Annotated in this window: 13 protein-coding genes; 5 read left to right on the top strand and 8 right to left on the bottom strand. The window is 70.4% G+C overall.

Annotation, left to right across the window (positions count from 1 at the left end; translation table 11 throughout):
• Positions 1 to 221: 221 nt before the first annotated feature.
• Positions 222 to 1,715, bottom strand: a complete 1,494-nt coding sequence (gene glpK / locus ACILRF_RS10655) for a glycerol kinase GlpK (protein ID WP_395672676.1) — start codon at positions 1,713 to 1,715, stop codon at positions 222 to 224.
• Positions 1,716 to 1,819: 104 nt separating this feature from the next.
• On the opposite strand from glpK, the gene ACILRF_RS10650 reads away from it, so the two are divergent.
• From ACILRF_RS10650 to ACILRF_RS10640, 3 genes are all read left to right on the top strand, one after another.
• The gene (locus ACILRF_RS10650) at positions 1,820 to 2,956 is read left to right on the top strand and encodes a DUF2336 domain-containing protein (protein WP_395672674.1); all 1,137 of its coding nucleotides are present in this window, start codon (positions 1,820 to 1,822) and stop codon (positions 2,954 to 2,956) included.
• A gap of 45 nt (positions 2,957 to 3,001) precedes the next feature.
• Positions 3,002 to 3,781, top strand: a complete 780-nt coding sequence (locus tag ACILRF_RS10645) for an NAD kinase (protein ID WP_395672678.1) — start codon at positions 3,002 to 3,004, stop codon at positions 3,779 to 3,781.
• A gap of 100 nt (positions 3,782 to 3,881) precedes the next feature.
• A complete protein-coding gene (locus ACILRF_RS10640; RefSeq protein WP_395672672.1) occupies positions 3,882 to 4,331 on the top strand; it encodes an Hpt domain-containing protein in 450 nt (149 codons plus the stop codon).
• Between the two features lie 6 nt (positions 4,332 to 4,337).
• On the opposite strand, the gene ACILRF_RS10635 is transcribed toward ACILRF_RS10640, so the two are convergent.
• From ACILRF_RS10635 to ACILRF_RS10615, 5 genes are all read right to left on the bottom strand, one after another.
• Positions 4,338 to 5,480, bottom strand: a complete 1,143-nt coding sequence (locus tag ACILRF_RS10635) for a DUF2336 domain-containing protein (protein WP_395672670.1) — start codon at positions 5,478 to 5,480, stop codon at positions 4,338 to 4,340.
• A 108-nt stretch (positions 5,481 to 5,588) separates the two neighbouring features.
• Positions 5,589 to 6,452, bottom strand: a complete 864-nt coding sequence (locus ACILRF_RS10630; RefSeq protein ID WP_395672668.1) for a DUF3618 domain-containing protein — start codon at positions 6,450 to 6,452, stop codon at positions 5,589 to 5,591.
• Positions 6,452 to 6,844, bottom strand: coding sequence for a phage holin family protein (locus ACILRF_RS10625; RefSeq protein ID WP_395672666.1), 393 nt, complete (start codon positions 6,842 to 6,844; stop codon positions 6,452 to 6,454). The genes ACILRF_RS10630 and ACILRF_RS10625 overlap by 1 nt, the downstream gene beginning before the upstream one ends.
• A gap of 4 nt (positions 6,845 to 6,848) precedes the next feature.
• The gene (locus tag ACILRF_RS10620; protein WP_395672664.1) at positions 6,849 to 7,466 is read right to left on the bottom strand and encodes a hypothetical protein; all 618 of its coding nucleotides are present in this window, start codon (positions 7,464 to 7,466) and stop codon (positions 6,849 to 6,851) included.
• 153 nt (positions 7,467 to 7,619) lie between these two features.
• Positions 7,620 to 7,880 (bottom strand): GlsB/YeaQ/YmgE family stress response membrane protein, encoded by a 261-nt coding sequence (locus ACILRF_RS10615; RefSeq protein WP_395672662.1) that lies wholly within the window; start codon positions 7,878 to 7,880, stop codon positions 7,620 to 7,622.
• Between the two features lie 124 nt (positions 7,881 to 8,004).
• Here ACILRF_RS10615 and ACILRF_RS10610 point away from each other — a divergent pair, with 124 nt between their 5' ends.
• Positions 8,005 to 8,148: a hypothetical protein gene (locus tag ACILRF_RS10610; RefSeq protein WP_395672660.1), complete on the top strand. Its 144-nt coding sequence runs from the start codon at positions 8,005 to 8,007 to the stop codon at positions 8,146 to 8,148.
• Between the two features lie 95 nt (positions 8,149 to 8,243).
• Here ACILRF_RS10610 and ACILRF_RS10605 read toward each other — a convergent pair whose 3' ends face one another.
• Together ACILRF_RS10605 and ACILRF_RS10600 are read right to left on the bottom strand one after the other, a co-directional pair.
• On the bottom strand, positions 8,244 to 9,590 hold the full coding sequence (locus tag ACILRF_RS10605) for a hypothetical protein (protein WP_395672658.1): 1,347 nt from the start codon (positions 9,588 to 9,590) through the stop codon (positions 8,244 to 8,246).
• A complete protein-coding gene (locus tag ACILRF_RS10600) occupies positions 9,587 to 10,453 on the bottom strand; it encodes a hypothetical protein (protein WP_395672656.1) in 867 nt (288 codons plus the stop codon). The genes ACILRF_RS10605 and ACILRF_RS10600 overlap by 4 nt, the downstream gene beginning before the upstream one ends.
• Between ACILRF_RS10600 and ACILRF_RS10595 the strand changes: the two genes are divergently transcribed.
• A complete protein-coding gene (locus ACILRF_RS10595) occupies positions 10,452 to 10,805 on the top strand; it encodes a hypothetical protein (protein ID WP_395672654.1) in 354 nt (117 codons plus the stop codon). The two genes, ACILRF_RS10600 and ACILRF_RS10595, sit on opposite strands and share 2 nt — an antisense overlap.
• Positions 10,806 to 11,050: the final 245 nt, after the last annotated feature.

Genomic DNA, 11,050 nt, shown 5'->3' with positions numbered 1-11,050 from the left:
TTCAGGCCGCCGAACACCACCATGACAGCCAACACAACCAGGGCTGCGACGAGAAAGAAGTGGCGCCTCAACAAAACCTGGGTGCTCCATCCCGGAAAATAGCGGTGGTCTCTTATCGGCTCGCCATACACTTCGTCGAGTGACAGAAGGATGGCTCTGCATTTCCACGCTGCAACAGCTCGTGAAAACGCCTCTAACCCTTCAATTTTATTTAATGTCGCTCAGGTCCGAACGCGAGCGACCGCATCCAGCCAGCGTGCATATGACGCTTCCCGCGCCCCGTCTGCAATCACAGATGAGAATCCCTCCGTAGCCGGCCGACTTGCCGCCGCGGCCCCCACGGACTCGTAGACCCCGGCCCCAAGTCCCGCGAACAGCGCCGCCCCCAGCGCCGTGGTCTCCTGGTAAGTCGCCCGGCAGACCTTCAGACCGGTCAGGTCGGCGAGCCGCTGGCTGAACCACCGGCTGCGCGACATGCCGCCGTCGATCCGCAGCTCGACGCCGTTGGCGAACGCCCCCGGCGCGTCGGCGCGCATCGCTTCGACGAGGTCGCGGGTCTGCAACGCGCTGGCGTCCAGCGCCGCCTGGGCGATCTCGGCCAGTCCGGTGTCCCGCGTCAGGCCGAACAGCGCGCCGCGCGCCCCGGCGTCCCACCACGGCGCGCCAAGCCCGGTGAAGGCTGGCACCATGATCACGCCATGGTCGGGTCGCGCGCCCATCGCCAGGGCTTCGACCGCCTGCGGCCCGCCGGCCACCGCCAGTCCCTGCTCCACCCACTGGATCGCCGCCCCGGCGATGAAGATCGCCCCTTCGAGCGCATAGGTCGTCCGCCCGCCGACCCGGGCCGCCACCGTCGTCAGCAGCCGGGCGCGCGACACCGGCGCCGTCTCGCCGGTGTTGACCAGCAGGAAGCAGCCGGTGCCATAGGTGGCCTTCATCTCGCCAGGCCGAACGCAGCCCTGACCCATCAGCGCGGCCTGCTGGTCGCCGGCGACGCCGCGGATCGGGATCGCCCGCCCCAGCAACTCCGGCTCGGTCTCGCCGTAGTCCGCAGCGCAGTCCTTGACCTGCGGCATCAGGCTCAGCGGCACGCCGAGCATGTCGGCCATCGCCCCCGACCACGTCCCCGCCCGGATGTCGTAGAGCAGCGTGCGCGAGGCGTTGGTCGCGTCCGTCGCATGGACCTTGCCGCCGGTCAGCCGCCAGATCACCCAGCTGTCGATCGTCCCCGCCAGCAGCTCGCCGCGCTCGGCCGCCGCCCGAGCCCCGGCCACCTCGTCCAGCAGCCAGCGGATCTTTGTCCCCGAGAAATAGGGATCGAGCAGCAGCCCGGTGACCTGCGTCGTCTCAGCCTCGCGCCCGGCCTTGCGCAGCGCCTCGCACAACGGCTCGGTCCGCCGGTCCTGCCAGACGATCGCCTTGTGGATCGGCCGACCGGTCGCCTTCTCCCAGACCACCACCGTCTCGCGTTGGTTGGTGACGCCGATCGCCGTCACCTCGGCCATCTGGCGGCCGGCCTTCGCCACCGCCTCGCGCAGCACCGCGACGCTGGCCTCGAAGATCTCGTCGGCGTCGTGCTCCACCCAGCCGTCGGCCGGATAGTGCTGGGCCAGCGGCCGTCCCGCCTCGGCCAGCGCCAGGCCGCTGCGGTCGAACAGGATCGCCCGGGTGCTCGTGGTGCCCTGGTCCAGAGCCAGGATCAGCGGTTCGGCCATCGTCCCCTCGAAGCGTCGCCCTGCCGTTCTTTAAGCATGTTTTCACGCGCGTCCTTCAAGACTTCCCATGCTCGCCCGTTGCGAGCGACACCAAGAGGTCAAGCGTGGGTCTCGCCTTGAGCAGCGCCGCTTTGAGTACGGACGGCCTGCTGGACCTGGCCAAGAGCCGCGCCGCGGGCGACCGCGAGCGCCTGATGATGGCCGTGGTCGACCTTTGCGCCGCCGCCGAATCGCCGGCCGCCGTGGCCCGGCCGCAGGTCCAGGACCTGATCTCCTCGATCTTCATGAACCTCGTCGTCGAGGCCGAGCGCGACATCCGCCGCCGCCTCGCCGAGCGGCTGTCCACCGCCGCCTGGGCGCCGTCCGCCCTGATCAATGTCCTGGCCCTCGACGAAATCGAGATCGCCCGGCCGATCATCGCCTCCAGCCCGGTGCTCAAGGACCACGACCTCGTCCGCCTGCTGGTCGAGGCGACCATTGAGCACCAGATTGAGGTCGCCCGCCGCCCCCGTCTCGGCGGCGTCGTCGTGGCCGCGATCATCCACCAGGCCGAGCCGGCGGTCCTCACCGCTCTCGCCAACAACACCACCGCCGACCTCAACGACGCGGAGCTGCGCCAGCTGGTCGCCGCCGCCCGCAAGGTCGCCGCCCTGCGCACGCCGCTGTCGCGCCACCCGCGCCTGACCGCCGAGCTGGCCCTGCAGCTCTACGTCTGGGTTGGCCAATCCCTGCGCGCCAACCTCGCCGAGCGCTTCCGCCTCGACACCTGCGAGCTCGACCAGGCGATCGCCGACACCATCCGCGACGTCCACGCCGGCGCCCCGCCCGACAGCGAGGGCCTCGTCGTCGTCGCCCGCGAGGGCGAACGCGAGGAAATGGAACGCAAGCTCATCGACAAGCTGCACGCCGCCGGCCAACTCAGGCCCGGCTATCTCGTGCGCGTGCTGCGCGAGGGGCGCCTGTCGCTGTTCTCGACGGCGCTGGCCATGCTCGGCCGCTTCGATGCGCGCCACATCCGCCTCGCCCTGGAAGCCGACGAGCCGGAACTCCTGGCCCTGGCCTGCGCCGCCGTTGGCATCGACCGCAGCGTCTTCCCGACGATCCTGAACCTGGTGCGCCAGCTCAATGGCGGGCGCCCGGCGGGCGGCGCCGAGGCGGCGATGGCCGCCGCCAACGCCTTCGGCCCGACCCCGCCGCAGGCCGCCGGCGCGGCCTTTCGGCGCGCCGCCGCCGCCATCTGAACGTCGTTTGACAAAGGGCGGTCGTTGACCGCTTCTCCTTGCGCCATGTCCGGACCGGCCGACATCACCCGCCTGGCCTTCGTCGCCAGCGACCGCCCCGAGGCGATCGAGGCGCGCGAGCGACTGGCCCGGCGCTACGGCGACGCGTCGGAGGACGACGCCCAGGTCGTTGTCGCCCTCGGCGGCGACGGCTTCATGCTCGAGACCCTGCATCGCCACCTCGAGACCGGCCGGCCGATCTACGGCATGAACCGCGGCTCCGTCGGTTTCCTGATGAACGACTACGCCGAGGACGACCTCCTGGCGCGCATCGCCGCCGCCGAGCGGGCTCGGATTCACCCCCTGCGGATGACCGCCACCGACGTCCGCGGCCAGGTCCATCGGGGCCTCGCCATCAACGAGGTCAGCCTGCTGCGCCAGACGCGCCAGAGCGCCAAGCTGCGCATCTCCGTCGATGGCAAGATCCGCCTGCCCGAATTGTCGTGCGACGGCGTGCTGGTCGCCACTCCGGCCGGTTCGACCGCTTACAACCTGTCGGCCCACGGTCCCATCGTGCCCCTCGACGCACGGGCCCTGGCCCTGACGCCGATCAGCGCCTTCCGCCCCCGGCGCTGGCGCGGGGCCCTGCTCTCCCACACCGCCTGCGTGCTGGTCGAGGTGCTGGAAGCCGACAAGCGCCCGGTCAGCGCCGTGGCCGACAACTTCGAAGTCCGCGATGTCGCCCGCGTCGAGGTGGCCGAAGACCGCGACGTCGGCCTCACCATGCTGTTCGACGCCGGTCGCAGTCTTGAGGAACGCGTCCTGGCCGAGCAGTTCTCAGCCTGACAACAAGAGGTTGCGACTCATCCTCTGTTAATGGCCCCTGCCTATGCTCAAGCTGAAGTCGGTCGGCTGAAAGGGCGGGCCGGAAGGCAGGAGCGTCGTCGTGACCCAGCGCAACTCAGCCCCCACTCTTGGCCGGATCGGCGCGATCGACGCCTCCGCCATCGCGCGCGCCGAGGCGGCTCTGAAGAGCCTGTCCGGCAACTTCGCCCAGTGGCTGCAGGACGAGATCGACAAGCTCGACGCCGCACACCAGGAGGTCCGCGCCCGCGGGGCCACGGCCGAGACCATGGAAGCGCTCTACCTGCGCTCGCATGACCTCAAGGGCCTCGGCGCCACCTACGGCTTTCCGATCATCACCCGCATCGCCGGCTCGCTCTGCCGGCTGATTGAGGACGGGCCCAAGCGCCTCAGCGCCCCCCTGCCCCTCGTCGACGCCCACATCCAGACCATCAAGGCCGCCGTCCGCGACGACATCAAGGACGACAGCCACCCGGTCGGCTCGATCCTCGTCCGCGAACTCGAAGCCGGGGTCGCCCAGACCGGCGCCTGAGCCCCCTCAGGCGATCGCCCGGTCCGCCTCGCGCCGCTCGGCCGCCAACCGGTCCATCTTGTCCATCAGATAAGCCACGTCTTCCCGCGCCGCCGCCAGCGGTTGGGTAAGGAAGCGCTGCATCATCCGCTCCTGGAAGCGCTCGCGGTCCTGCGCGCCGCCGTCGAACTCCATGGAATGGAAGGTGTCGACCGCCGCCCGGAACGCCGGGAACAGCCGCGCCGGCAGCCCGGCCCGCTCGTAGATCGCCCGAAGGCCCAGCGGCCCGGCGTCGTGGATCATCAGCCAGGTGCGATGGTGCGGCACGCCGGACAGCTCGGCTACGCCCCACTCGAAGAAGGTCATGTGCCCCTGCGCCAGGGCGCGCAGAAGCAGCGAGGCGGTCAGCCGCTGGCTCTGATGCAGGTGCGCGACGAAGCCTTTGACGTCCGGTGTCCGCCCGGCCTGGTCGACCAGGTCGACCGTCGCCCGCTCGGTGGCCCCGAGCGCGATCTCCAGCGCCATCTGCGGCGGCAGCGCCTGGCGGCTGAGCAGGTGGTCCCGCAGGCTCTCGCCCACCAGGTTCACCAGCCGCTCGGTCACCGACGGCGGCAAGGCCTGGCGATAGGCCATCGCCGCCAGCACGCTCTCGGAGGTCTCGAACCGGTCGATCACCCGCTGCAGGGCCCGCTCGGCGAAGTCGGCGTTGTCGTTGGCGCAGGCCGCGCCCAGCGCTTTTTCCCCGCCGTGCTCGGCCAGGGCGTCGGTCACTTTCCTCGACAGCGTCGGCCGCTGCGCGATGGCCAGCTGGCGCACCGGCCCGCCCAGGCGCACGATCTCCGCCAGGTCCTCGTCGGTGAACACCGGCGACAGGTTGAGGATCGGCAGCGCGATGCTTTCGACGTCCCGCGCCAGCTTCAGCGCGACGTCCCGCGGCACCAGGGGCGAGTCGCGCAGCGTCACCGCCAGGGCGCGCCGCACCACCTCGGCCGCGTCCGCCGCCATGACCCGCAGGATCTCGGCTGCCAGCGTACGATCGGCGTCGCTCAGCGGCGCCCCGGTCAGGTTGCGGCAAAGTTTCTGGGCGGCGGCGGCCCGCTGATCCGGCGTCGATCCGCGCACGAGGGTGCGGATGTCCTCCTCCGTCAGCGCAGAGCGCGTGGTCGCCATGTGCCCCAAGAATCCCCAAAGGGACCGCCGAATCCCTCAGCCCGACCGTGCCACGGTTAGGCTTAACGAGATATTGCCGGCGGTCCCCCGGTTGGGGCGGATCGGGTCTTAGTGCGTGGAGGTCAGGCCGTCGCCCCCGCCGGACGACTTCAGGCCGTCCCGCACCGTCTGGGCGCCGGCGCTGGCGGCGCCGCCGAGCCGGCTGGCCAGGTCGCCTTCACGGCCAAGCTCTTCCTTGACCCGGCCATAGGCCGACTGCGCCACGCCCTTGACGCTGTCGATCTGCTCGCGCGCCAGGTCGCGGCCGCGGCCGAGCAGCTTGTCGCGCGTCGGGCCGATGTAGCGCCGCTCGGTCTGGGTCGCCGGCAGCGCCGCGCCGAGCGCGACCCCGACCGCCAGACCGACGCCCGTCAGCAGCAGCGGCTCGGATTCGAAGGTGTCCACCGCCTGCCGCTTGACCTTCTGACCATAGACGCCGGCCTGGTCGCGGATCTGGCCGGCCTTCGTGGACAGACCGTCCAGCGCGTGCCGGCCCTGCTCGCGGGCGCTGGCGGCGGCGTCACCGATCCGCGTCTTGGCGTCGGCGACCGCGCCGCTGGCGCGGTCAGCGGCCGAATGGGCCTTGTCCGACACCCGCGAGCGGATCGACGGGCCGCGCGTCGCCTCGCCGTAGTAATCCGCCTCGCCGTAGGCGCTCGAATAGGAACCGGACGAATAGGCCCGCCGCGCGCCGCTGGTCGCAAGCCATGCGAGACCCAGGCCGATCAGGGCCATCGGGATCGGATTTTCCTTAGCCTGATCAATTGCTTTCATCATGATCCTGTTTCCTGCTTGACCCATCGCCCGCCCGGCGTCGCCGAACAGTTCGCTGGGCGCCATCTTTTCCTTCAAAGCCTCGACGGTGCGCTCCAGCTCCAGGCGCGAGGCCTCGACCTCGAGCTCGACCTCGGCCGCGGATTTCGTCGTCGTCATCAGCTGCTCCTCACCAGTTCGGCGTCCTGCTTGATCTGCCGGCCCGCGCGGGTCGGCATCAGGTTCTCCGGCTTCAGCATCGCCACCGCCGCCTTCACCAGCAGCAGCCCGCCGACGCCGGCCGCCACGCCGACGATCACCGATGCCCAGAAGGGATCCATGACCTTCGACAACAGGATCACCGCCGCCTGCAGCAGCACCAGGAAGGCGCCGAGCAGCAGGGAGCCGCCCACCGCCAGTTTCCCGCCGGCCTTGCCGGCGTGGCCGAGCTTTTCGCCGACCTCGGTGCGGACCAGTTCGGACTCTTTGCGCACCAGGGTCGCGACGTCGCCGGTCAGGGCCGACAACAGGTCCGCGATGGAGCGCGTGCCTTCGCGCGGGGACATGTCCATGGGATCAGGCTCCGGTCGTGAACCGGGTCCGGTCGGCGGTGTCGTCCAGGGCCGAGCCGCTGTCCGCCTCGCCGGCCCCCAGGCCCGTGTCGCCGCCCTCGTAAGGCGTGGTTTCCGGCCAGGTCTCGCTCGCACCGGCGCCGCGCAGGTAAGGCTGCGGCTCGCCGGCGCCCGTCGCCTGTTCGGAGCTGCGCAGGAACCGGCCGAGCGCCACGCCCGCCAGCACAGCGCCGGCCAGCACCACCGCCGGGTTACGGCGCGAGAAGTCGCGCACGGCGTCGGCCATCTCCTCGGGCCGCATGTCGCTCAGCGAGCGAGTGAAGTTCTCGATCCCATCGGCCGCCTGGCTGACGTAGCGGCTGACCGGCGCGGCGTCGCCTTCGGACAGCTGGTCGCCGGCCCGTCGGATCGCCTCGGCCACCTGGCCGAGGGTGTTGGTCGCCGTCTGCTTGTGCTTTTCGATCTCGCCGGCCGCCTTCTGCTGCGCCGCCGCGGCGAAGTTCTGCGCTTCCTTCTTCACCGCCGACTTCGCGTCGGCGGCGGGGTTCACGGACTCGCCTGTTCCGGCGTCGCCAAGTCCGGTGTCGCCAAGCCCGGGATTGGTGGGGTCGGTGTAGGTCATCTAGGCTCTCCGAAACTGAGGCTGCGGCCGCCGGCCGGCCACGTCGGCGATGGAAGGCGTAAGCGCCGCCTGAGGTTCCCGTGGAATCCGCGCCGCAACGCAAAAAGCCCCGCGCCGGCGGGCGCGGGGCTCAATTCGTGACTGTTCCGGCGCCTACAGCGCGCGGCGACGGCTGGTGAACAGGCCCAGCAGGAACAGCAGCAGAATCGCGCCCGCCGTCGAAACCAGCAGGCTGCCGACGATGCCGCCGAACTCGATATCCAGGGCGCCGGCGATGAACGCGCCCAGGAAGGCGCCCACGACGCCGACGATAAGGTTCGTCAGGATCCCGTGATTGCGCCGCATCACCTTCTCGGCGATCCACCCGGCCAGGATGCCGATGATGATCGCCATGATCAGTCCAACGCCACTCATTTGGCTGTCTCCTCGTGTGTCCTGGCGCCAGAATGCGGACCCGGCGGCCAGGGTTGCACGCGGTAACGTCACATTAAGCGGAGCCATCTAGCTTTCGACGGCTATGTCGCTGAACGTGCAACCCGTGACCTTCTTCCCGGTGCCCCCCGTGCGCCCGGTCACGCTCGCCCGCGACGAGGCCGCTCAGAAGGCCGCCGAAGCCGCTGCTGCGCCGCGCCCGCCCCAGTCCAACCAGACCACCGGCCGCCTTTTCGACTTCAAGGTCTGACGCCCTAAGGGCTCGTCATGGCCGGCCTGTCCCGGCCATCCATGCACGCCGGCGAGGCTTGGAAGACGCGGCGAGACCTCGCCCCCTCCCGCTCGCTACCCCATCCATCCCAAGCCCTCGCGCGTCCGCCGCGCGGCGCGCGCTTCCACCGCCCCCATCCGGTTCGCGGCGAACTCGCCGAACGCGTCCGCCCCGTGGCTCGCCCCGTCGTGCAGCGGCCCGCCATAGCTGCGCGTCTCGCGGCTCCAGCGCTTGCGATAGGCCCGCAGGCGTTCCAGCCCTTTGGCGCAGCGCTCGGCGTCGAACCAGGTGATCGGGATCAGCGCCCGGCCGGCGTTGATCCGCTCCTCCGGGTCCATGGCGACGCCGACCGAGATCGGCGACACCCCCAGCCCGAAAAGAGTCTCGTACCGGCTTCGCCCAGCGGCCCCGAGCTCGCGTACCATCACGTCGTGCGGCAGGTGGTGGGTGCCGTAGACATAAGGCTTGCCGGCGATCGCCTGTCGCACCACAGCCTGCAGCCCCTCGCCACTCGTCTCGAAATAGTCGATCGCCCGCACCTCGCGCCCGACCTGCTGGAAGAACCAGATCGCCGTATAGTCGTCGATGCCGAGGTCCCAGGCGGTGTCGACCTTCAGCGCCGGATCGAACGGCACGCGCCCGATCCGCCCTGCGCCGTCCGCATCCTTCAGGGCGCCGCCGTAATAGCTGCCCGGAACCGCGGCGTTGAAGTCGACCAGGTACTCCGAAGCGAACCGCGCCTCGCCCTCTTCCACCGAGCCCGTCTCGGCGATCAGTTCGGTCCGCTCGCGCGCCAGCTGGTCGGGCGTGAACACGTCGGTCTGCGTCGCCGGCGAACGCAGGGTCAGCCATTCGTCCGGCCGCGCCGCCCGGCTCTCGAAGCTGCGCGTCGCATGGTTCAGCCCTCGCGGCGTCCACAGGAACAGCGCCCAACCGCCGTTCTCCGCCAGGATCGGCCGCAGGTAGGTCCAGGCGTCCGGCTTGGCCAGCGACCACTCCGAGAACACCACCCCGACCGGCGGCGAGCCGACCAGGGAATTGTAGTTGTCCGATCCCGCCACCTGCCAGATCGAGCCGTTGGCGAGCTGGATCTTCATCTCCTTCTCCCACCGCCGCCGCCGGATCTCGCGTGGGAAGGCCTCGTCGATCCGCTTTCTGCCGGTGTGGGGATTGATCGCGTCCCAGATCGCCTTCTTGGCCTGCGCCGCTTCCGGCAGGAGATGCCAGTAGACCCCGGGCCGCGCCATCGCCGCCTGCGCCGCCCAGTTCAGGGCCACCTCGTCCTTGCCCCACCGACGATGCGCCGCGACGTCGGCGCGCCGCCCGCCTTCCTGCAGATAGTCCCACAGCCTCTGCTGGTATTCGCGCGGCTCCCAGCCGTTTGGGATGGAGAACTTCGGCTTGGCGTCCGCTCCGCTCACGGCGCCAGGTCCTGCACGTCCTCGATGACCCGCAGGACCGACTGGCCGGTCTCGTCCCGAACCCGTTCGAACCGCTTGATGACGATGGTCTGCACCGTCGCCTCGCCGCCCTTGCCGCCGCCGAACCGCCCAGGGTCGATCCGCTCGGCGTGGTGCAGCAGGGTCGAGACCCGCAGCCGGTCGGACTGCACATTGGCCGGCACGCTGTCCATCGCCACGTCCAGCGCCTTCTCGAACTTCGCCTCCGCCCCGATCCGCCGCGCCTCGCGCACCAGCGCGTCCGCTTCCGGATACGAGGCCATCCAGTTGTAGAGCGTGCGGTAGGACGGAAAGCCGTTCCTGCCACTGAGCTGCGTCCAGGTCTCGCCCCGCGCCAGCTCCTCGCAGATCCGCGCCACCAGCGCCGGGTCATACTCCAGCTGCGGAACGCTCCCGTCCGCCGCCACCGCATGGGCCGGCGGGCGCGGCTGGCGGGAGGGCGCCTCCAGCTGCCGGCGGAAATCGCGCGGCTCCTCGTGCAGCTCAGCCAGGTTGCTCGGCTCGATCACCGTCGGTTCCGTCTCGCCGCCCCAGGACCTGGCGATCGCACGCGCCTGCACCACCGCCTCGGCGAACGCGGGACGTTTGCGCATCCAGTCATAGAGCGCGCCGTAGGCCGGCATCCCCGTCGTCCCAGCCATCGACACCCACAGCTGTCCGCCGGCCAGCCGCGCGCAGATCTCCTCGGCCAGGTCGCCGCTATAGCGGACCTGCACACCTTGCCCGCCAGGTCCACGGCGCCGCGTCCGCCCGGTCTTCGTGGCGCCCGTCCCAGTCGCCGGGGCGCACCCGGGCGCCCGGCCGCGCGCTCGCGCGTCGGTCATGACCTTCTCCTTGTCTGTTCGGAAAATCCGGGCGGACGCGTTCGGCCGCGCGCGCCTTTACGCCATCTTCAGCACTGCCCCGTCAGGTTGCAGCGGTATCGTCATAGGGTTGCGTTGGATGGCGGGGAGCTGGATCGTTCAACTGTGCTGCCGCGCCTGCGGACAGCCGATCGAACTTGGCCTGGACGACCTCGCCGAGGCGGCCGCCGCGTCTGGCGTCCCCTGCGCCGACCCGGATTGCGACGGCCATGCCGAGGTCGCCGGCGACCTACCGGACCTCGCCCGCTTCATGTTCGAGGAATCCCAGCGCCGCCTTGCTGCGGACCCCGATCCGGCGACGGCACAGACCTGAGCCGGTCTGCGCAAGATGGTGAAATCCTGACGGAAACGCGCCCGAAAGTCAAGAACGTTTCGGGAACAAAAAATCTGCGGAACCAGCTGCGCCGTGTCGCGTTCTCTCCTTGCGAAAGGGGGTGCCATGAGCCGGACACGCGACGACTTCGAGGCGGCGCTGCTTGAGGCTGTGCCGTTTTTGCGCGCATTCGCCAGAACGCTTTGCCAGGACCCGGATCAGGCTGAAGACCTGGCCCAGGAGAC

It is taken from the genome of Phenylobacterium sp., assembly GCF_044236515.1.
Taxonomy (GTDB): Bacteria; Pseudomonadota; Alphaproteobacteria; order Caulobacterales; family Caulobacteraceae; genus Phenylobacterium.
This window is presented reverse-complemented; position numbering and strand designations above follow the sequence as displayed.